The sequence below is a fragment of the Pseudomonas sp. CFSAN084952 genome, from assembly GCF_009648855.1.
GTDB classification, from domain to species: domain Bacteria; phylum Pseudomonadota; class Gammaproteobacteria; order Pseudomonadales; family Pseudomonadaceae; genus Aquipseudomonas; species Aquipseudomonas paracarnis.
This window is the reverse complement of record NZ_CP045767.1, coordinates 610117-631838: the sequence shown is the minus strand read 5'-3', so window position 1 is coordinate 631838 and position 21722 is coordinate 610117. Positions and strand designations below refer to the sequence as shown.

At 60.8% G+C, this 21722-nt stretch carries 19 protein-coding genes; 3 read left to right on the top strand and 16 right to left on the bottom strand.

The features are described from left to right. Positions 1–39 precede the first annotated feature (39 nt). Together adk and ppc are read right to left on the bottom strand one after the other, a co-directional pair. Positions 40–687, bottom strand: a complete 648-nt coding sequence (adk, locus tag GH769_RS02895) for an adenylate kinase (RefSeq protein WP_003189104.1) — start codon at positions 685–687, stop codon at positions 40–42. Positions 688–967: 280 nt separating this feature from the next. After that, positions 968–3613, bottom strand: a complete 2646-nt coding sequence (gene ppc, locus GH769_RS02890) for a phosphoenolpyruvate carboxylase (RefSeq protein ID WP_032903260.1) — start codon at positions 3611–3613, stop codon at positions 968–970. A 199-nt stretch (positions 3614–3812) separates the two neighbouring features. Here ppc and GH769_RS02885 point away from each other — a divergent pair, with 199 nt between their 5' ends. The 3 genes from GH769_RS02885 (at position 3813) to GH769_RS02875 (ending at position 5708) form a co-directional block, all read left to right on the top strand. Then, a complete protein-coding gene (locus tag GH769_RS02885) occupies positions 3813–4157 on the top strand; it encodes a hypothetical protein (RefSeq protein WP_014717206.1) in 345 nt (114 codons plus the stop codon). 283 nt (positions 4158–4440) lie between these two features. Next, the gene (locus GH769_RS02880) at positions 4441–4866 is read left to right on the top strand and encodes a DUF4398 domain-containing protein (protein WP_003189094.1); all 426 of its coding nucleotides are present in this window, start codon (positions 4441–4443) and stop codon (positions 4864–4866) included. Between the two features lie 56 nt (positions 4867–4922). Continuing rightward, entirely contained in the window at positions 4923–5708 is a 786-nt protein-coding gene (locus GH769_RS02875) for an OmpA family protein (RefSeq protein WP_003189093.1), read from the top strand. A gap of 491 nt (positions 5709–6199) precedes the next feature. Here GH769_RS02875 and GH769_RS02870 read toward each other — a convergent pair whose 3' ends face one another. The 14 genes from GH769_RS02870 to GH769_RS02805 all read right to left on the bottom strand — a co-directional run bounded on the left by GH769_RS02870 (position 6200) and on the right by GH769_RS02805 (position 21540). Next, a complete protein-coding gene (locus GH769_RS02870; RefSeq protein ID WP_014717203.1) occupies positions 6200–6556 on the bottom strand; it encodes a hypothetical protein in 357 nt (118 codons plus the stop codon). A 151-nt stretch (positions 6557–6707) separates the two neighbouring features. Further along, a complete protein-coding gene (locus GH769_RS02865; RefSeq protein ID WP_003172217.1) occupies positions 6708–7034 on the bottom strand; it encodes a hypothetical protein in 327 nt (108 codons plus the stop codon). Next, positions 7031–7936: an alpha/beta hydrolase gene (locus GH769_RS02860; RefSeq protein WP_014717202.1), complete on the bottom strand. Its 906-nt coding sequence runs from the start codon at positions 7934–7936 to the stop codon at positions 7031–7033. Before GH769_RS02860 ends, GH769_RS02865 begins: the two co-directional genes overlap by 4 nt. A gap of 92 nt (positions 7937–8028) precedes the next feature. Next, on the bottom strand, positions 8029–9306 hold the full coding sequence (locus GH769_RS02855; protein WP_014717201.1) for a flavohemoglobin expression-modulating QEGLA motif protein: 1278 nt from the start codon (positions 9304–9306) through the stop codon (positions 8029–8031). Positions 9307–9401: 95 nt separating this feature from the next. Then, on the bottom strand, positions 9402–10118 hold the full coding sequence (locus GH769_RS02850; RefSeq protein WP_014717200.1) for a TetR/AcrR family transcriptional regulator: 717 nt from the start codon (positions 10116–10118) through the stop codon (positions 9402–9404). A 143-nt stretch (positions 10119–10261) separates the two neighbouring features. After that, entirely contained in the window at positions 10262–11764 is a 1503-nt protein-coding gene (gene lysS, locus GH769_RS02845; RefSeq protein WP_003189082.1) for a lysine--tRNA ligase, read from the bottom strand. Positions 11765–11843: 79 nt separating this feature from the next. Then, a protein-coding gene (prfB, locus tag GH769_RS02840; RefSeq protein WP_096001736.1) for a peptide chain release factor 2 occupies positions 11844–12939 on the bottom strand; the annotation gives its coding sequence in 2 pieces (ribosomal slippage) (positions 11844–12866 and positions 12868–12939; 1095 coding nt in all). A 175-nt stretch (positions 12940–13114) separates the two neighbouring features. Beyond that, positions 13115–14116, bottom strand: a complete 1002-nt coding sequence (locus GH769_RS02835; protein WP_014717198.1) for a PleD family two-component system response regulator — start codon at positions 14114–14116, stop codon at positions 13115–13117. A gap of 52 nt (positions 14117–14168) precedes the next feature. After that, a complete protein-coding gene (locus tag GH769_RS02830; RefSeq protein WP_003189079.1) occupies positions 14169–15179 on the bottom strand; it encodes a chemotaxis response regulator protein-glutamate methylesterase in 1011 nt (336 codons plus the stop codon). Next, positions 15176–17452 carry a hybrid sensor histidine kinase/response regulator gene (locus GH769_RS02825; RefSeq protein ID WP_032903262.1) on the bottom strand — a complete coding sequence of 759 codons (2277 nt, stop codon included), beginning with the start codon at positions 17450–17452 and terminating at the stop codon, positions 15176–15178. The genes GH769_RS02830 and GH769_RS02825 overlap by 4 nt, the downstream gene beginning before the upstream one ends. Next, a complete protein-coding gene (locus GH769_RS02820) occupies positions 17449–18150 on the bottom strand; it encodes a chemotaxis protein CheW (RefSeq protein WP_032903264.1) in 702 nt (233 codons plus the stop codon). The genes GH769_RS02825 and GH769_RS02820 overlap by 4 nt, the downstream gene beginning before the upstream one ends. Continuing rightward, complete coding sequence (locus GH769_RS02815; protein WP_020301148.1) at positions 18147–19409, bottom strand: protein-glutamate O-methyltransferase CheR; 1263 nt, start codon at positions 19407–19409, stop codon at positions 18147–18149. Before GH769_RS02815 ends, GH769_RS02820 begins: the two co-directional genes overlap by 4 nt. Continuing rightward, positions 19406–19918: a chemotaxis protein CheW gene (locus GH769_RS02810; protein WP_020301149.1), complete on the bottom strand. Its 513-nt coding sequence runs from the start codon at positions 19916–19918 to the stop codon at positions 19406–19408. The genes GH769_RS02815 and GH769_RS02810 overlap by 4 nt, the downstream gene beginning before the upstream one ends. Further along, positions 19918–21540 (bottom strand): methyl-accepting chemotaxis protein, encoded by a 1623-nt coding sequence (locus GH769_RS02805; protein ID WP_014717193.1) that lies wholly within the window; start codon positions 21538–21540, stop codon positions 19918–19920. Before GH769_RS02805 ends, GH769_RS02810 begins: the two co-directional genes overlap by 1 nt. Between the last annotated feature and the right edge of the window lie 182 nt (positions 21541–21722).

Genomic DNA, 21722 nt, shown 5'->3' with positions numbered 1-21722 from the left:
CCCGCAAGCGGGCCGTTGTCTGTGCCGCCGATTAAGGGATCAGCTCAGTGCTTGCAGCACCTTGGCGGTGATGGCCTCTACCGAGCCCACACCAGGGATGTGGCTGTATTTCGGCTTGCCCTGGGCTGCGGACAGCTTCTGGTAGAAGTCCACCAGGGGCTTGGTCTGGGAATGGTAGACCGACAGGCGATGACGCACAGTTTCTTCGGTGTCGTCTTTACGCTGCACCAGGTCTTCGCCAGTGACATCGTCCTTGCCTTCGACTTTCGGCGGGTTGTAGACGATGTGGTACACGCGGCCCGAGCCTTCGTGAACGCGACGGCCAGCGATACGCTGGACGATCTCTTCGTCTTCAACTGCGATCTCGACCACGGCGTCCAACTCCACGCCCGCCTTCACCAAGGCTTCAGCCTGGGGAATGGTGCGTGGGAAGCCGTCGAACAGGAAACCGTTCTTGCAGTCTTCCTGGCTGATGCGTTCCTTGACCAGGTTGATGATCAGGTCATCGGAGACCAGGCCGCCGCTGTCCATCACGCTCTTGGCGATCAGGCCCAGCTCGGTGCCAGCCTTGACGGCCGCACGCAGCATGTCGCCGGTGGAGATTTGTGGAATGCCGAATTTTTCAGTGATGAACTTTGCCTGAGTACCTTTACCGGCCCCGGGAGCTCCCAGCAGAATGACGCGCATCGATGTGCTCCTCAATTTTTTATAGAGATGACGCTCGGATTCGCCGCGTGGGGCCAATCTCGTAAAAATGTGGTTCTAGGCCGATCAAACGGCCAAAGGCTGATCAAGATACACAGCGGGCCCTCACCATACAAGCCGCCAAAAGTAGGAGAAACCCGCGCCGCACATGCGTCAGCGCCAGGGTGTGCCTGAGCGCAACCCGCCTGCTCAAAAGACGACCGCCCGTTTCCGGGCGGTCGTCGTGGTTTATCCGCAAGCCATTGAGTGCACGCAAAAAACCTCAACCGGTGTTGCGCAAACCGGCCGCAATACCGGCCACGGACACCAGCAGCGCCTGTTCCAGAGGGCTGTCTTGCGCAGCCTCCTGCTGACGGGAACGTGCCAACAACTCGGCCTGCAACAGGTGCAAGGGGTCCAGGTAGGTGTTGCGCAGGCGGATGAACTCCAGGGTGTCGGGGCTATGGGCCAGCAGCTGCGACTGGCCGGTCAGGCCAAGCACCACGTCACACGCCTGCGACAATAGGTCGCGTAAGTGCGCACCCAATGCCAGCAGGTCCGGCTGCACCAGACGCTCATCATAAAGACGGGCGATCTCGGCATCGGCCTTGGCCAGCACCATTTCCAGCATGTCGATGCGCGTGCGAAAGAATGGCCACTGCTCGCGCATCTGCCCCAGCAATTGACCTTCACCGCGCTCCAGCGCCTTGCTCAGTGCCGCTTCCCAGCCGAGCCAGGCGGGTAGCATCAGGCGCGTCTGGGTCCAACCAAAAATCCACGGGATGGCGCGCAAGCTTTCTATCCCGCCCGCACGGCGCTTGGCCGGGCGACTGCCCAAGGGCAAACGGCCCAACTCCTGCTCCGGCGTGGACTGGCGGAAGTACTCGACGAACTGCGGATTTTCCCGCACCACGGCCCGGTAAGCGCTGACACCGTCTGCCGCCAGTTCGTCCATCAGATGACGCCAGGCAGGCTCGGGAGGGGGCGGCGGTAACAGGGTCGCTTCCAGTACCGCCGCCAGGTAGAGATTGAGGTTCTGCTCAGCGATATCCGGCAGACCGAATTTGAAGCGAATCATCTCGCCCTGCTCAGTGGTACGGAAACGCCCCGCCACCGAGCCCGGCGGCTGCGACAGGATAGCCGCGTGTGCCGGGCCACCGCCACGACCAACGGTGCCGCCGCGACCATGGAACAACAATAGCTCCACCTGTTGCTCGCGGCAGATATCCACCAGACGTTCCTGCGCCCGGTACTGCGCCCAGGCGGCGGCCGTGGTGCCCGCGTCCTTGGCCGAGTCCGAGTAGCCAATCATCACTTCCTGCGGGCCCTGCAAGCGTGCGCGGTAACCCGGCAATTGCAGCAGGCGCTCCATCACCGGTCCGGCGTTGTCCAGGTCGGCCAGGGTCTCGAACAACGGCACTACGCGCATCGGCCGTTGTACGCCCGACTCTTTCAACAGCAGTTGCACCGCCAATACATCCGACGCGGCGCCCGCCATAGAGATGACATACGAACCTAATGACGCCGCCGGTGCGGCGGCGATTTCCTTGCAGGTATTCAATACCTCGGCAGTGTCCGCCGAGGGTTTGAAGTAACCCGGCAGCAAGGGCCGCCGATTGGTCAGTTCCTGGGTCAGGAAGCTGATACGCGCATCCTCATCCCAGTCCTCATAACGCCCCAGGCCCAGGTAATCGGTGATTTCGGTCATGGCCGCCGAGTGACGGCTGGAGTCCTGACGCACATCCAGGCGCACCAGGAACAGGCCGAACGTTACGGCACGGCGCAGGCAGTCGAGCAGCGGGCCATCGGCGATCACGCCCATGCCGCATTCGTGCAGCGATTGGTAGCACAGTTGCAGAGGGTCGAGTAGGTCGCGGTTGTCCTGCAACACCTCGGCCGGCGCCGGGGTGGTGCTGGTCAACGAGGTGTGGGCCCACTGGCGCGTGGCGCGCAGGCGTTCGCGCAGTTGCTTGAGCAAGGCACGATAAGGTTCGACGCTGTCGCCGACTTTGGCTTGCAACGCCGGGCTGGCCTGTTGCATCGACAGCTCGGAAGCCAGTTGATCAATGTCACGCAGATACAAATCCGCCGCCATCCAACGCGCCAGCAGCAGCACTTCGCGGGTGACCGGCGCGGTGACGTTCGGGTTGCCGTCACGGTCGCCGCCCATCCACGAAGCAAAGCGAATCGGCGCAGCCTCCAGGGGCAGGCGCAAGCCGGTGGCGGCGTGCAGGGCCTGGTCGGCCTTGCGCAGGTAATTGGGAATGGCGTGCCACAGCGAATGCTCGATCACCGCAAAGCCCCATTTGGCTTCATCTACCGGCGTGGGGCGCACGCGCCGGATTTCTTCGGTGTGCCAGGCTTCGGCGATCAAGCGTTGCAAGCGCTCGCGAATCTGCTCGCGCTCGGCGGTGGTGAGATCGCGGTGATCCTGCAAGGCCAGTTGCGCGGCAATGGCATCGTATTTCTGAATCAGCGTGCGGCGGGCCACTTCGGTGGGGTGGGCGGTGAGCACCAGCTCGATGTCCAGCCGCGCCAGCTGCCGGGCCAAGGATTCATTGCTGTGCCCTTCGCTTTGCAGACGGGCCAGCAATTCTGGCAAGACGCGGGATTCGAACGGCGCAGATTGCGATTCATCGCGCCGATGAATCAACTGATATTGCTCGGCAATGTTGGCCAGGTTGAGGAACTGGTTGAAGGCCCGCGCCACGGGCAGCAACTCCTCCTCCTGCAACTGATTGAGGCTGGCGCTCAGTTCATCACCAGCGGCATTTTGCGAAACGGCTCCACGGCGGTCGGCCTTGGCGCCTTTGCGGATCTGCTCGATCTTATCGAGGAAAGCCTCGCCGTACTGCTCTCGAATGGTGTTGCCCAACAGCTCACCCAGCAGGTGAACATCCTCACGCAAGCGTGCATCGATATCACTCATCAGCCAATCTCCAGCCAGAAATCCGGGACGCGCAGGTGCTTCAGAGTGCCGCCGACGTCGGTTTCTGACAAGGCCGAACGCGAACGACTTTAAACCTTGGCGCTTACAGCTAGTCTCAACGATGAGTCGCCGCGTTATTTTCACGCAGGCGGCTGGTCACTCATCACCGCCTGCCATCGCAGGCTTTATTGAGGTAGCCATGAAAATTCGAGAACTGGCCCAGCATTGGGAAGAAACCGCCAAGGGTCGTTTGACCAAGACTGAATACGCCATTCATCTGGATGTAGAAGCCGCTGCCCGGCTGGCGGCCATTGCCGAGATGTACCCCAAGCGCCACGTCGAAGAACTGCTCGGCGAGCTGATCGGCGCCGCACTGGAAGAGCTGGAAGCCAGCTTTCCCTACATCCAGGGCCAGCAGGTGATTGCCACCGACGAAGAGGGTGATCCGCTGTATGAAGACGTCGGCCCCACCCCACGTTTTCTCACGTTATCCCGTCGCCATTTGCATGATTTATCAGCCGTTGCTGACGAACAAAAACACTGACAAACATTTATTGACGTCAATTAAACCCACGTATTCCGGGCCTTTTACAGGCCCGGAGGTACCGCTGCCCGCCGCGAAAGTTCCATTTTTTAAACATTGACCAGTCAGTCAGATATTTTTTTAGGCAAATCGCCATATCCGCTGAACTTTTGAAAAAAGCCTCCGGTCACAGCCAGTAGCCATCACTTGTGGAACGGTCGTTTGAACGGACGCCATGTGCTTTACCGACGGGCCCGAAATCGATACGCCCCGATGGATTTTGATGTTTTTCAGGAGTTATCCAATGGAGTTGAAGACGATGAACACCAGCACTGCCAAATCCTCGTTTAACCACCTGCGCGGGCTCAAATTGGCCGCGCTGGCAATCGGCACCAGCTTCGTTCTGGCGGGCTGCGCCGGCAACCCTCCAACCGAGCAGTACGCCGTAACCCAATCGGCCGTCAACAGCGCAGTCAGCGCCGGCGGTACCGAGTATGCGGCGGTGGAAATGAAGTCGGCCCAGGACAAGCTCAAAGAAGCTGAGATTGCCATGCACGACAAGAACTACGACAAAGCTCGCCAACTGGCTGAACAAGCCGAGTGGGATGCTCGCGTCGCTGAGCGTAAAGCCCAGGCTGCCAAGGCTCAACAGGCTGTGAAGGATTCCCAGAAGGCTGTTGACGAACTGCGTAAAGAAGGCATGCGCCCAGCTGCAATCATGCAGAAGTAAGCCGCTGCCACTTGACTGCATCGCACCTGATATCGAATTGAAAGGACGACACGACTATGCGTAAACAATTGATGATCCCTGCCCTGCTGGCGATGAGCGTTGCCTTGGCGGCCTGCTCCACCCCGCCGAACGCGAACCTGGAAAATGCGCGGACCAATTTCTCGTCCCTGCAAACCAACCCACAAGCCACCAAGCTGGCTGCGCTGGAAACCAAAGACGCCAGCGACTGGCTGGACAAGGCTGACAAGGCCTACCGCGACAAAGAAGACGAGAAGAAAGTCGACCAACTCGCATACCTGACCAACCAGCGCGTTGAAGTGGCCAAGGACACCATCGTCCTGCGCGAATCCGAAGCCAAGCTGAAAAACGCCGGTGACGAACGCGCCCGTGCCCTGCTGGACGCGCGTGATGCGCAGATCAAGCAACTGCAAAACAGCTTGAACGCCAAGCAAACCGATCGTGGCACCCTGGTGACTTTCGGTGACGTGCTGTTCGCCACCAACAAGTCCGACCTGAAATCTAGCGGCCTGGTGAACATCACCAAGCTGGCTCAGTTCCTGCGCGACAACCCAGACCGTAAAGTGATCGTCGAAGGCTACACCGACAGCACCGGTTCTGACTCGTACAACCAGAGCCTGTCGGAGCGTCGTGCCGCTTCCGTTCAACGTGCACTGGCTCAACAAGGCGTGGATATCTCGCGCATCGTGACCCAGGGCTATGGCAAGGAATATCCGGTTGCCGATAACGGCAGCGTTTCCGGCCGCGCCATGAACCGTCGCGTTGAAGTGACAATCTCCAACGACAACCAGCCGGTCAAGCCACGGTCTTCCGTCGCTAACTGATCATTGGTCTGGTAAAAAGCCCCGCCTTCAGGCGGGGCTTTTTCGTTGCCATTCATGAAAGCGTATTCAAGCTTCAGTCATTGAGGTATCCGAAGGTGATGCGATTGCCACAAAAAAACCACCAGAAACGGTGGTTTTTTTGACTAGGGAAACTTGATCATGCGATCAGTATCTTCATCCGGCGGCGTTATCTTTTTGTTATGACGGGAGGTATCAGATGAGCAACCTGCCAACTGATTACGCGCCTGTTCTTGCGCATCCGCCCGCTCCAACGCCTGATGCGCCCTGGCCATAGCCAGCATATTGCATATCGCATCAATTCTTATCACTGCCTTCCCGCCCCCACTGTGCGTAAGTTACATCGCCCTTTGTGGTACCTGACGCAATTAGGTTCCAAACAATTTCGTTACACGCCCCCGGTACGCCGATAAGTGCAATGCCGCTGACATGAAAAACCTGTCGATAACTGACAGGTTTTTAAGGGTTGCCTATCAGTAGGTGACTGAGCCTTGATTCTCGCCACCGCCGGCCTGAATCTGGCCTTGGCCAGCTGAGCCACCTTCACCGGCTTGGCCACTTTGAGCCGCTTTTTTTTCCAGCAGTTGCTTCAGCATTTCAAGCAGCTCTTCAATGCTTTCTCCCCCACCAGCGCCTTGGCTTGCTCCGGAACCTTGAGCGCCTCCACCCCCCTGGGAACCACCGGAACCAGAACCTTGCGAACCTTCACCGCGCTTAGCGCGGATTTGCTCTTGAAGTTGCTGGATTTGCTGATCAAGACCTTGCGAAGCCCCCTGAGAACCTCCCGAATTGCCGACGCCAATTGAAGGTGCTGCGCCAATACCATTCATAAAACTCGTACTCCAGATTGATGAAATAAAGTGCGCTGATCAGCCAGGCCAATCAGTACCTCATCTGTGGCGTACGAATGAAGATGGTTCCAATCTGTAAAGGCTCGAAAGCCCTTGAGCAACTAAGCTGCACACCGGATGGTTTTTGGGCTCACTGTTGCAACTGCGGGGTTTCCTGCCCCATGCAACGCACGGCCTGCTTCTTGTTATTGACCAGCACGCCGCTCAAGCCTTTCTGTTCGGTATCAAACATCACCAACACGCCGTCAACGCACTGCGCCACTTGCGCAGCCGGGGTCAGGGAGATCTTGTAATCCTCGCCCGGCACTGTCTTGAGCATGGTGAAGTCGCTGAGCAGCAACGCATCTTCGGGCTTGGCGAAGTGCAGGTAGCCGTAGTACCACAGGCACCCTACGGTGCCGATGATGGTGCCGATGCCGGTGAGAATCAGCGGGATCATATTGCGTTCTTCGCTCATTGCGGGCTCTCTGATGAATCAACTTTAGGAACAGGGTAATTCGGGATTTCTCCCAGGCGGCGCAAGCCGTTGAAGTGCTGCGGGTCGTCCAGATAACGCAGCATGACGGTTTGCCAGGTTTTGTCGGCAAAGGTCTGCACATGGCCGCCACGGGTCAGTTGCAACACCCTGGGCGGGGGGGCGGCCTGATACAAGCGGATGCCATTGGACACCGGCACGATAGGGTCATCCAGGCTGTGGAACAGCAACTTGGGCACGCCGGTCAGCCCTGGCATGGCCTTGATCGCACTATCGCCGTCAGGCACCAGCCATGACAGCGGCACCTGCAACGGCCAGGTTAACCAGGAAGTGCTCAAGGCGAATTGTCCTACGTCACGATAACTGGCGGGTACGCCGTCCAATACCAGCGCCTTGAGTTGGGATTGGCGCTCCGGGTGGGCTGCCAGGTAATGCACTGCCAGTGCACCACCCAGGCTTTGGCCGAGGATAATCAGCGGTTGACCCTGGGTTTCAGGCGCCTTGTCGATCCAGCTGAAAGCGGCGTCGATATCCTGGTAGATCGCCGGCAACGATGGCTTGCCTTCCGAAAGCCCATAGCCACGATAGTCCAGCAACAGCACTTGATAGCCCTGTTCCGGCAACCACCAACTGCCCCCCAGGTGCCAGGCGAGGTTACCGCCATTGCCGTGCAAATGCAGAACGGTGCCCTTGAGCGGTACACCGGGTTTAGCCGGTAGCCACCAGGCATGCAGTTTCACGCCATCTGCGGTGGTGAGCGTGACGTCGCGGTAGGGAAGATGGGCTTTTTCCGGCGTGAAGGGCAGGCCGGGCTCGGGGTAGAACAGCAAGGAGCTGCAGCCGTTCAGTGTGAGTAGCAGGCATAAAATGCCGAGGATTCTCATCCGTTGAAGCCTCGCGAAAGTTCTGAAGACCCGTGCAGATCAAATGTGGGAGCTGGCTTGCCTGCTCCCACATTTTGATCCGGTTTCGTCAGTTAAAGGATATTGGAGTAATCCGCCTCGATCCGGTCCAGGCTCAAGTGGTTGAGGAAGTTGGAGAAGCACATCCAGGCCGCCAGCGCGTTCATGTCGCGAAACTGCTCCGGCAGGTACTTGGGCGGCACCACCAGGCCTTCGTCGACCAACTGGCGCAGGGTACGCATGTCTTCAAGGGTGGTCTTGCCGCAGAACAGCAGCGGCACTTGCTCCAGCTTGCCTTTACGTACAGCGAGCTGGATGTAGTTGTAGACCATGATAAAGCCCTTGAGGTAGGACAAATCCTTGGTAAATGGCAGACCGGTGGGCACCGAACCACGGAATACCCGGCTGGCATTCCCATAGCTTTCGGCCATTTCAAAGCCTTGCTCGCGGAAGAACTCGAACACCTGCAGGAAGTCGGCACCCTCCTCCACCATATGGATGGCGCGTGTCCGGTTGGTGAGTTTGCGCAGGCGGCTGGGGTAGGAGGCAAACGTGATGATTTCCATCAGGATCGCCAGGCCTTCCTGGGTGACGGTGGACGACGGCGGGCCTTTGGACAGGAACGTGCAGATCGGCTGGTTCTGGCCGTTGAGGGTGGTGCCCACATGCACCAGGCCTTCATGCACCTCCAAAGCGCGCACGTCGCGGTCGTTGAACATCGCGTCGGCGCGGATCTTGATGTAGTCAGCGCCCGCCGCTGCGTCGGCGACAATGCCATCGGACTCGAATACGCGGATGGTCTCCTCCGCTTCGCCAAACACTTTGTTCAGACGGGTTTGCAGCAGGCTGACCGCATCTTTGGCGGTGAGGGTCTTGGCTTCGTCCTTGAGGTCACCCCTACCGTCGATGTTGTTGAGGTAATCGGAGAGCATCAGACCAAGGTCGGCCAGGGTCGGGTCGCCAGCGTGGAACGCATCGGAGGCGGCGCCGTACAGCTCTTGGGAAATCAGACCGAAGTCCTCGGTGCCGCGCGCTTCAAGCATGCGCACCACCATGCGGTATTCGCGGCACATGCGCCGCATGATCTGCCCCACCGGGCTGAATTGTCCAAGGCGACGGGTGATGTCGCGCTCGATGTTCTGGAATTCCAGCTTCACCGCGCTGGAGTCGAACGACAGCGGTCGGTTCAGGTAGTAATCACGGTCTACGGCAGGCATCGCCTTGCCCTTGGCCTTGAGAAATCCCTGGCGAATGTTTTCGTCCCATTTCACCGCATCGAGAACGCGGATCGGTGTTTGCGCCAGCACAATGCGATCGGACAAGGTGCGTATCGTCTGCTGGTAATCGTCCACGCGGTGCTTCCTCTTTAAACGTTATTGGCCCACGCGCAGGTAGCGCACGGCTTCAGCAGCAAGCCCAGCTCCCCCAAAGCAGATTGCGCACAGGGCTAGACCGACGCCAATACCAGGTGCATGTAACGCTTGAGAATTTCAAGCATCTCGTCACCGGTCAGAGGCTCTGCGCCGCCCAACAGGCCCTGATATTCCATCCGACTGATGATAGCCGTCAACACCTTGGCATCCTGCTGCGGCTCCCGGGAGCCCAATACCTGGAAAAACTGCCCGGTACCCTGCAACAGGATCTGTTGATGGGAGCGTACCAGTTCGGCCAGCCGCGGGTTCAATAGGGCTTCCTGGCGAAAAGCCTGCTCAGCCATCAGGTATTCGCGCCGGTTGGTCAGCTGGCGCAGTACATAGTCAGCGGTCAGGCGCGCGATATCATCGGCCAGTTGCGAGCGCGACTCCGGACTGCCATCGCCATAGGCGACCATCTCGCGCAACAGGCCTTCGTTGCGCACCCACAGTTTGCCCATGAAAGCGGCGCTGCGTTCCACGTACTGGGCGAAGGTATCGGTGAGCAGGTCGTCGATGTCTTTGAAGTAATAGGTGGTGGCCGACAGCGGCACCCCCGCCTCTGCCGCCACTGCCCGGTGACGTACGGCCCGCACGCCATCGCGCACGACGATACGCATGGCCGCATCGAGAATGTCTTGCCGGCGTTGCTCGCTGCCCCGTCGGCTGGCCTTGCGGCCCTGGTACTGAACGCTTTCAGCCACGGCAGCAGCAATGCCGGCGGCACCTTCTTGAGCTATTACGCGGTTCACCACACTTCTTCCTTTAGAGGTGACGCGGAGCGTCACAGGGTGCATTCCCACGCGGAGCGTGGGAACGATCACTGACGAGCACCACTTGAACAGGCCACATAAAAAAGCCGCCTTATAAAAGGCGGCTTCGGATTTCGCTACGGTTACGCTTGCGGCCGCATGTGCGGGAACAGGATCACGTCGCGGATCGACGGCGAGTTGGTCAACAACATCACCAGACGGTCAATGCCGATACCCTCACCGGCAGTCGGCGGCATGCCGTACTCCAGGGCCCGAACGAAGTCGGCGTCGTAGTGCATGGCTTCGTCATCACCGGCGTCCTTGTCGGCCACCTGGGCCATGAAGCGCTCGGCCTGGTCTTCCGCGTCGTTAAGCTCGGAGTAGGCGTTGGCGATTTCGCGGCCACCGATGAACAGCTCGAAACGGTCGGTGACGTTGGGGTTGTCGTCGTTGCGACGGGCCAGCGGCGACACTTCGAACGGGTACTGGGTAATGAAGTGCGGCTGCTCCAGCTTGTGCTCCACCAGTTCTTCGAAAATCATCACCTGCAGCTTGCCCAGGCCTTCGAAGCCCAGCACCTTGGCGCCGGCTTTCTTGGCAATGGCACGGGCCTTGTCGATGTCGTTGAGGTCGTCAGCGGTCAGCTCGGGGTTGTACTTGAGGATCGAGTCGAACACCGACAGGCGCACGAATGGCTCGCCGAAGTGGAACACCTTGTCGCCGTACGGCACGTCAGTGCTGCCCAGCACCAGCTGTGCCAGCTCGCGGAACAGTTCTTCGGTCAGGTCCATGTTGTCTTCGTAGTCGGCGTAGGCCTGGTAGAACTCCAACATGGTGAATTCAGGGTTGTGACGGGTCGAGACGCCTTCGTTACGGAAGTTGCGGTTGATCTCGAACACCTTTTCAAAGCCGCCCACCACCAAGCGCTTGAGGTACAGCTCCGGCGCGATACGCAGGAACATTTCCATGTCCAGCGCGTTGTGGTGGGTTTCGAACGGTTTGGCTGCGGCACCACCCGGGATGGTCTGCAGCATCGGCGTTTCCACTTCCAGGAAGTCACGCTGCATCAGGAAGCTGCGGATGTGAGCAATGACTTGCGAGCGTACGCGGAAGGTCTGGCGCACGTCTTCGTTGACGATCAGGTCAACGTAGCGCTGGCGATAGCGCTGTTCGGTGTCGGTCAGGCCGTGGTGTTTGTCTGGCAGCGGGCGCAGGGACTTGGTCAGCAGGCGCACATTGGTCATCTCGACGTACAGGTCGCCCTTGCCGGAACGGGCCAGGGTGCCTTCGGCTGCGATGATGTCGCCCATGTCCCAGGTTTTCACCGAGGCCAGGGTTTCTTCGGACAGGGTCTTGCGGTTGACGTAGACCTGGATGCGACCGGTCATGTCCTGGATCACCATGAACGAGCCACGGTTGAGCATGATGCGACCTGCCACCTTGACCGGGATCGCAGCCTCTGCCAGTTCTTCCTTGGTCTTGTCCGCGTATTGCTTCTGCAAGGCATCGCAGTAGTTGTCGCGACGGAAGTCGTTGGGGAAGGCGTTACCCTTGGCGCGCTCGGCAGCAAGCTTTTCCTTGCGCAGGGCGATCAGGGAGTTTTCTTCCTGTTGCAGGGCTTGCGGGTCGAGTTGTTGGTCGCTCATGTCTTTAAATATTCCATCAGGTTCGTTGCCCCCAGCCTTCGGCGGGGGATCGCGGGCAAGCCCGCTCCCACAGAGGGTATTAGAGGCCGGATTTCAGGCTGGCTTCCAGGTATTCGTCGATATCGCCGTCGAGTACCTTGTCGCAGTCGCTGCGTTCGATGTTAGTGCGCAGATCCTTGATCCGCGAGGCATCGAGCACATACGAACGGATCTGATGGCCCCAGCCGATATCCGACTTGGTGTCTTCCAGCGCCTGGGAAGCCGCGTTGCGCTTCTGCATTTCCTGCTCGTACAACTTGGCCCGCAGCATTTTCATGGCGGTGTCCTTGTTGGCGTGCTGGGAACGTTCGTTCTGGCAGCTGACCACGGTGTTGGTCGGTACGTGGGTAATACGTACGGCCGAGTCGGTGGTGTTTACGTGCTGGCCACCGGCGCCGGAGGAACGGTAGGTGTCGATCCGCAGGTCGGCCGGGTTGATCTCGATTTCCACTTTGTCGTCGATCTCTGGCGAGACGAACACCGCAGAGAATGAGGTGTGGCGACGATTGCCGGAGTCGAACGGGCTCTTGCGCACCAGGCGGTGCACGCCGATCTCGGTGCGCAGCCAGCCAAAGGCGTATTCGCCCTTGATGTGCACGGTCGCGCCCTTGATACCGGCCACTTCACCGGCGGACAGTTCCATGATGGTCGCGTCGAAACCGCGTTTGTCGGCCCAGCGCAGGTACATGCGCAGCAGGATGTTGGCCCAGTCCTGGGCCTCGGTGCCACCGGAACCGGCCTGGATATCCAGATAGGCGTTGTTCGGGTCCATTTCATGGCTGAACATGCGGCGGAATTCAAGCTTGGCGAGGTTTTCCTCGAGACGGGCCAGCTCGGCGACGACATCGCCCACTGCGCCTTCGTCGTTTTCTTCGACGGCCATGTCCAGCAGGTCGCGGCAATCACCCAGGCCGGTGTTCAGTTCGTCGAGGGTATCGACGATCTGTGCCAGCGCAGCGCGCTCGCGCCCCAGTTCCTGGGCGTACTCAGGTTTGTTCCAGACACTCGGATCTTCAAGCTCGCGATTGACCTCGGTCAGACGCTCATGCTTTTGATCGTAGTCAAAGATACCCCCGAATAGTTTCGGAGCGCTCGGACAGGTCCTTGATGGTGTTAAGGATCGGGTTGATTTCCATGGCGGGCAGCACTCGTTGGCGAACTTTTGAAAGCCGGCGAGTATAACGGCAAACGGCTGCGAACGGCAGTCCGCTTGGCCGAAAAGGCGGTGGTTTGTACAGGATCCATAGCCAGATAGCGATCAAATGTGGGAGCTGGCTTACCTGCTCCCACAGAGGCGCCCGGCGCTTGGGATTATTCGATGCCCACCTGATTACGCCCATTATTCTTGGCCGTGTATAACCCCTTGTCCGCCGCCATGATCAACTGCCGACAATCGGTACCCTGGACCGGCGTCAACGTCGACAGCCCAATACTGATGGTCAGGCTGGCACCTTCAGCCGGGGCGATGTGCGGGATTTTCAACGCCGCTACCGCCATGCGCAGCTTTTCCGCGACCAGGCGTGCGCCGCCCGGTGAGGTGTTGGGCAGGACCAGCGCGAACTCCTCGCCGCCGTAGCGCGCCGGCAAATCCGAAGGGCGGCTGCTGGCTTCACGGATGGTGTTGGCGACTTTGCGCAAGGCTTCGTCGCCCTCGACGTGGCCGAAGCTGTCGTTGAAGGTCTTGAAGAAATCCACGTCGATCATCAGCAGCGACAGTTGGGTCTGGTCGCGCATGGCGCGGCGCCATTCCAACTCCAGGTATTCGTCGAAGTGGCGGCGGTTGGACAGCCCGGTCAGGCCATCGGAGTTCATCAGGCGTTGCAGCACCAGGTTGGTGTCCAGCAACTGTTGCTGGCTGACGCGCAACGCGCGGTAGGCCGCGTCGCGCTGCAACAGGGTCATGTAGGAGCGCGAGTGGTAGCGGATGCGCGCCACCAACTCGATGTTGTCCGGTAGCTTGACCAGGTAATCGTTGGCCCCGGCCGCAAAGGCCGCGCTCTTGATCAGCGGGTCTTCTTTGGTGGACAGCACGATGATCGGAATATTCGCGGTGGCCGGGTGATTGCGGTATTCGCGCACCAGAGTGAGGCCGTCCAGGCCCGGCATCACCAGGTCCTGCAAGATCACCGTGGGCTTGATGCGGATCGCCTGGGCAATCGCCTGGTGCGGGTCGGCACAAAAGTGGAAGTCGATGTTTTCTTCATGGGCCAGGCCACGCCGCACGGCTTCACCGATCATGGCCTGGTCGTCGACCAGCAACACCATGGCGGCGTTTTCGTCGGTCTTGAAGTCGTCGAGCTGTAAATCATTCATGTGCAGTCACCTGAATTACTACCTGCAAGCCAGCACGGCGGGAGATTTTTGTTCATTTTGCAAAGACCTCCAGCAATCGGGGCGCAATTCTATCCAGTGGGCGAATTTCAACAGCAGCATCAATCGCCGCCGCCGCTTTGGGCATGCCATACACCGCCGAACTCTGTTGGTCCTGGGCGATGGTCAAATATCCTTGTTCCCGCATCAGCTTGAGGCCCTGGGCGCCGTCGCGCCCCATGCCCGTGAGCAAGACGCCGACGGCGTCACCGTTCCAGTGGCTGGCGACGCTTTCGAAAAACACGTCGATCGACGGCCGGTAAATCTCGTTCACCGGCTCTGCGGTATAGGCTAGCGTGCCATTTTTCAACAAGCGAATATGGTGGTTGGTGCCGGCCAGCAATACCACGCCGGGTTGAGGCGGCTCGCCTTCACAGGCCAGGCGCACCGGCAGGCCGGAAGCGCTGCTCAGCCACTCGGCCATGCCAGCGGCAAACACCTGGTCCACATGCTGCACTAGCACGATGGCGGCAGGGAAATCCCGGGGCAACCCCTTGAGCAGAACTTCCAGGGCCGCCGGCCCACCGGCCGAAGAACCAATCGCCACCAGCCGTTGACGCTTGCCGGTGACCCGCTGCGGCGGGGTTTCGGCACGCACCCGCGTGCCGCGCTGGCCGATCAGCCAGCCAATATTGAGGATCTTGCGCAACAGGGGCGCCGCCGCATCCTTGGGGTTGCCCACGCCCAGTGCCGGGGTGTCCACCACATCCAGGGCGCCGTGGCCCATGGCTTCGAATACACGGCTGACGTTGGCCTGGCGGTCAACGGTGACGATCACGATCGGGCATGGCGTGTCGGCCATGATCTGGCGGGTAGCTTCCACGCCGTCCATCACCGGCATGATCAAGTCCATCAGGATCAGGTCCGGGGTCAGCTCGGCGCAACGCTGCACCGCTTCCAGGCCATTGCTGGCTACCCACACCACCTCGTGGGCGGGCTCGTAACTCAAGGCACGGCGCAATGCCTCTACGGCCAGGGGCATGTCATTGACGATCGCAATCCTCATGCCCGGGCGCCTCCAATCAGTTCAACCACGGCGTCGAGCAAGGCGTCGTCATGGAAACTGGCTTTGGCTAGATAATAGTCGGCCCCGGCGTCGAGGCCACGGCGGCGGTCTTCTTCACGATCCTTGTAGGAAACCACCATCACCGGCAATGATTGCAGGCGACTGTCACGGCGCAAAAGTGTGACCAATTCAATACCGTCCATGCGAGGCATATCAATATCCGTGATAAGCAGGTCGAAGTCCTCGGAGCGCAATGCGTTCCAGCCATCCATGCCATCGACCGCCACGGCAACTTCATAACCCCGGTTGAGTAACAATTTGCGTTGCAGCTCGCGCACCGTCAGTGAGTCGTCCACCACCAGCACGCGCTTGCGCGGCGCTTCGGTGGCCTGCTGGTTGCGCCGGGCGATGCGCTCCAGGCGGCCGGTATTGAGCAGCTTGTCCACTGAACGCAGCATGTCTTCGACATCGACGATCAACACCACCGAGCCGTCATCGAGCAAGGCCCCGGCAGAAATGTCCTGGACCTTGCCCAGGCGATCATCCAGCGGCAACACCACCAACGTGCGCTCGCCGATAAAGCGCTCCACGGCAATCCCGTACACGGCATCGCGTTCGCGGATCACCACCACTTTCAAGGTATCTGAAGGGGTCTGCCCCGGCGGGCGCTGCAGCAACTGACTGGCGGCAACCAGGCCGACGTGTCGGCCTTCATGCCAGAAGTGCTGGCGGCCTTCCAACTGCACGATGTCGTCGGGGGCCAGGTCGCACATGCGTTCGATATGCGCCAGGGGAAACGCATAGGCTTCTTCGCCGACTTCCACCACCAGGCTGCGCACCACCGACAGGGTCAGCGGCACCTCAAGATGGAAGCGACTGCCCTGCCCCGCCGTCTGTTCCAGCACCACTGCGCCGCGCAACTGGCGAACCATATGCTGCACCGCGTCCAGGCCCACACCGCGCCCGGACACTTCGGTGACTTTGTCCCGCAGGCTGAACCCCGGCAGAAACAGGAAGGTCAGTAGCTCCTCTTCGCTCAGGCGCAGAGCCGTTTCCACCGGAGACAAATTCCGGTCGACAATAGTGCCGCGCAGGCGCTCGAGGTCGACACCGTTGCCGTCATCGCTCAATTCCAGCACCAGCAACCCGGCCTGATGGGACGCGCGCAGGCGAATCAAGCCCTCCGCCGGCTTGCCCGCCAGCACGCGCTGCTCAGGGGTTTCGATGCCGTGGTCGACGGCATTGCGCAATAAATGGGTGAGCGGCGCTTCGAGTTTTTCCAGCACGTCACGGTCGACCTGGGTCTTTTCGCCTTCAATCTCCAGGCGCACTTGCTTGCCCAGGCTGCGACCGAGGTCACGCACCATACGCACCTGCCCGGCCAGCACATCGGCAAACGGCCGCATGCGGCAGGCCAATGCGGTGTCGTAGAGCACCTGGGCGCGCTGGCCGGCCTGCCAGCCGAACTCATCCAGCTCGGCGTTTTTTTCCGCCAGCAGGGCCTGGGCTTCACTCAGCAGGCGACGGGTATCGGCCAGGGCTTCCTGGGCTTCCAGGTTCAGATCCAGGGATTTTAGCTGGCCATCCAGGGCATCCAGTGCACGCAAGCTGTTGCTCTGAATGCGCTTGAGGCGTTGCAGGCTGGCCAGGTACGGCTTGAGCCGCTGGGTTTCCACCAGGGATTTGCTGGACAAGTCCAACAGGCTGTTCAAGCGCTCGGCCGTCACCCGCAGCACGCGCTCGCCGCCTTCAGTCATGCGTTTGCTCTGGCGCGGCGCTTCACTGCTGACCGGCGCGGGCTCCAGCTCGGGCTCCAGCAGCAATGCGTCAACCCGCGGCGCGGGGATGGGCTCGGGATTTGGCACGGGCGTGGCAATCGGCTGCGAGGGATCGAGCAAGCGCTCCATCAGCGCTACGTACGCCTCGATATCCGCCGGCCCCACGTCATTGCCCGGCGTGGCGATTCGCATCAGCAGGTCGGTGCCTTGCAGCAACGCGTCGATATGTTCAGGTTGCAGGTACAGGCGGCCTTCCTGGGCACTGACCAGGCAGTCTTCCATGACGTGGGCCACGCTGACCCCGGCATCCACGCCGACAATCCGCGCCGCCCCTTTAAGTGAATGCGCGGCGCGCATGCAGGCTTCGAGCTGGTCGGCCTGGGTCGGGTTGCGTTCCAGCGCCAGCAGGCCCGCGCTCAACACCTGGGTCTGCGCATCGGCTTCCAGGCTGAACAGTTCTAACAGCGAGGCATCGCGCATCTGGTCGGGGGTCATGCGAGGCTCCGGGTCACGGCGGACAACAATTGCACTTCGTCCAGCCAGCGCAGACTGCGGCCTTTCCACTGCAACACGCCTTGGGTGTAGCGTGCGCTGGCCTGGGTGCCGGACACCGACGCAGCCTTCAAGGTGCGCTCATCAATGGCGTGGATGCCGTCTACTTCATCTACCGGTACGACGACCGGGCCGTCCTGGGCAGCGATGATCAGCATGCGCGGCATGATCCGCCCGCCGCTGGCGCCGGCACTGGTGCTGTCCAGGCCCAGCAGTTCCACCAACGACAGGCACGCCACCAGCGCCCCGCGTACGTTGGCCACGCCCAGCAGCGCTCGGGAGCGCTGGTGCGGCAGCGAGTGGATCGGCTGCAACGGCGCCACTTCCACCAGGCAGCGGGTGGCGATACCGAGCCATTCTTCGCCGAGGCGGAACATCAACAGCGAACGGGTGACCACATCGCTATCCGCTTCGGCAGTTGCCTGCGCGTGATGGTCGTCCTGTTGCAGTGCGTAGCGGTCGAGCAGGCGTGTGGCGGCGGCGGAATACACCGAGCAATTGCGGCAGTGGATATGCTCGGCCAACAGCGGGCAGGACTTGTCGCCATGAATACCGATGCGGTTCCAACAGTCGTCAATGGCTTGGGTATCGGTCAGCGTCAGGTCCAGGCCTGCGGTGTCGAGCGCGTCAGGGCTACTCATCGTTTGGTCTCACTGTCAGCTCGCTCGCTACGGGCGGCGCGTGCCTGAAGACGACGCGCGCCGACACTGTCACCCTGGGACTCGAGCAACGCGGCCAGGTGCATCAGGGCCTGGGGATGCTGCGGTTCCAGATACAGAGCTTTTCGGTAATACCCCTGGGCCTCCAGGGCACTGCCAGCCACATCGCTGAGCAGCCCCAACCAGTAAAACACCTGGGCGGCCGGCGGGTGACTGCTCAAATACCGCTCGCAGGCCGCTCGGGCCTCGGCACTTTTGCCCTCGTTGGCCAGGGTTGCGATCTGGCTGAGCAGATCCCCGGCATCGGTTGGCACCACGTTGACCGGTGGCACGCTGGGGCTGACGGTGCTGAACGGTCGCGGCTTGGGCGGTATCGGCGCCGCCCTGCGCTGCGGTAGCGGCGCGGGCGTCGGTTTGATCACAGGTGCAGCCGGCGCGGCCGGTTCTACATGCCGACTGAAGGCAAAGGACTGCGGCACGCCGATGGAGCGCATGCCGTGGCGCCCCAGCAGGCTGCCCTCGGCCGGGCCGATAAACAGCACGCCGTCCACGTGAGTCAATGCCTTGAGCACATCAAAGACCTGTTTCTGGGTCGGCTGGTCGAAGTAGATCAGCAAGTTGCGGCAGAACACAAAATCGTAGGTCGGCTCGTTCGCCAGCAGTGCCGGGTCCAGCAAGTTGCCGACTTGCAGGCGCACTTGTTCACGCACCCGGTCGGCGATGCGGTAAACGCCTGCGTCTTCAGTGAAGTGGCGGTCGCGAAATTCAAGATCGGCGCCGCGAAACGAGTTCTTGCCATACACGCCCCGCCGCGCGCGCTCCACCGACAGCGGGCTGACGTCCATGCCTTGCACTTTGAACTGGTGGGGCGCCAACCCCGCATCGAGCAAGGCCATGGCAATCGAATAGGGCTCTTCGCCGGTCGAACACGGCAGACTGAGAATACGCAGGGCGCGCATCTGGTTGATCTCGGCCAAGCGTGCCTGGGCCAGGCGAGCCAGGGTTGCAAAGGATTCGGGATAGCGGAAAAACCAGGTTTCGGGGACGATCACCGCTTCGATCAGCGCCTGCTGCTCGTCATGGGAGGTTTGCAGGTGTTGCCAGTAAGCCTCCGCCGACGGCGACTGGGACGACTGGCAGCGCTGGCGCACCGCGCGCTCGATGATCGCCTCGCCCACCGAAGCGACGTCCAGGCCGATGCGTTCTTTCAAGAACGCGAAAAACCGCGGGTCATTGCTCATAGGCTCAACTCGGCGGAAAACAGCAAGGCACGCACTGGCGCGGTCAACAGATCCGCGACGCCAATCCACTGCATCAAGCCCTGTGCGTCCTCGCGCACCGGCCCCAGGTATGGCGCCTGCTGATTGTCCAGGCCATAGGGCTGAAATTCGGCGGGGTCGCAACGCAGGGTGTCGGTGGCCTGTTCCAGGATCAGCCCTAGCCAACGCGCCTCACTCCAAGGCTGCGGCTGATAATTGACCAACACCAGGCGCGTACTGGTACGCGCCTGGGCCGAAGTGCCGAACGTCAGGGCGCTCAAGTCGATGACCGGCACCAGCGCCCCACGATGGGCGAAGATACCCGCCACCCATAAGGGCGCTTGGGCGATAGGTTTAAGCGTCAGGCGCGGCAGCACCTCGGCCACTTCTGTGGCCTTGAGGGCAAAGCGTTCGTTGCCGATGCGAAACACCAGAAACAATGCCTTTTTCGCTGCCGGGACGGCACCGCGTTTAGACGCGAGCTCACTCATCAGACTTTGAAACGCGAGACGCCGCTGCGCAGACCGACCGCAACCTGGCTCAGTTCATCAATGGCAAAGCTGGCCTGGCGCAGGGATTCGACGGTCTGGCTGCTGGCATCGCCCAATTGCACCAGCGCATGGTTGATCTGCTCGGCGCCGGTGGCCTGGGCCTGCATGCCTTCGTTGACCATCAACACCCGCGGCGCCAGGGCCTGTACCTGATGGATGATCTGCGACAGTTGCTCGCCCACTTGCTGCACCTCCGACATGCCACGGCGCACCTCCTCGGAGAACTTGTCCATGCCCATCACCCCCGCCGACACCGCCGACTGGATTTCACGCACCATCTGCTCGATGTCGTAGGTCGCCACAGCGGTCTGGTCGGCCAGGCGGCGCACTTCGGTGGCAACCACGGCAAAGCCGCGCCCGTACTCACCGGCTTTCTCAGCCTCGATGGCCGCATTCAGGGACAACAGGTTGGTCTGGTCGGCCACCTTGACGATGGTCACCACCACCTGGTTGATATTGCCGGCCTTCTCATTGAGGATCGCCAGCTTGGCGTTGACCAGGTCGGCGGCGCCCATCACCGAGTGCATGGTTTCTTCCATGCGGGCCAGGCCCTGCTGGCCGGAACCGGCAGCCACCGAGGCCTGGTCGGCGGCGGTGGACACTTCGGTCATGGTGCGGACCAAGTCCTTGGACGTGGCGGCAATCTCGCGGGAAGTGGCGCCGATTTCGGTGGTGGTGGCTGCGGTTTCTGTCGCGGTCGCCTGTTGCTGCTTGGAGGTCGCGGCAATCTCGGTGACCGAGGTGGTGACCTGCACCGATGAACGCTGCGCCTGGGACACCAGGGCAGTCAGCTCGGTCATCATGTCGTTGAAGCCGGTTTCAACCGCGTTGAATTCGTCCTTGCGCTCCAGGTTCAGGCGCTTGCTCAGGTCGCCGGTGCGCATGACTTCGAGGATTTGAACGATGCGCTGCATCGGCGCCATGATCGCGCGCATCAGCAACAGGCCACACAGCGCGGCGGCGAGAATCGCCAGCAACAGCGAGACGCCCATGCTGATCTTCGCGGCCGCTACCGCATCATCGATGGCGGCGGTGGCGTTGTCGGCGACCTGCTTGTTCTCATTGATAATGTCATTGAGCTTCATGCGGCCTGCTGTCCAGGCGGGGGTCAGTTGCTCGTTGAACAACCTCAGTGCTTCGGCGGCGTTATTGCTCTGATGGGCCGCCAAAACCTGGGCGAGAATCTGGTTGTAGCTCTGGTGCAGTTTTTCGAAGGCATCGAATTCGGTGCGATCCTGGGTGATATTGATCGTCCCTGCGTAGCTGGCCATATGTTGCTCAAGCCGAGCCTCGAAAGACTTGTAGTCCTGTTTGTCGGTTTCGGAAATACCCTGGTTCTCGTGGATTCCGACCAACTCCTGGGTTTGCAGGTAGCTGTCGACCCAGGCGCTGCGAATCATCGAGCTGAAAAACACCCCGGGCACCGCATCGTCCCGCACTGAGTTTTCGCTGATTTCGATTTTCAGCAAGCGCGAATACGAGACCACGACCATCAGCAGCATGATCGCGATAATTACCGCAAAGCTCGCCAAAATCCTTTGGCGCAGGGTCCAGTTCTTCACAGTAATTCCTCGCAGGGCCATTCAAATGGAGGGGAGTATAGCTGAGCGGCTGCGCGCTTTTATCAAGGCTTTTGATGTGCAGTGCACAGAATGCAAAAGTGGGAGCGGGCTTGCTCGCGGATGCGGTGAGTCAGCCAGAAATAGAGTGACTGGTCTACCGCATTCGCGAGCAACCCCGCTCC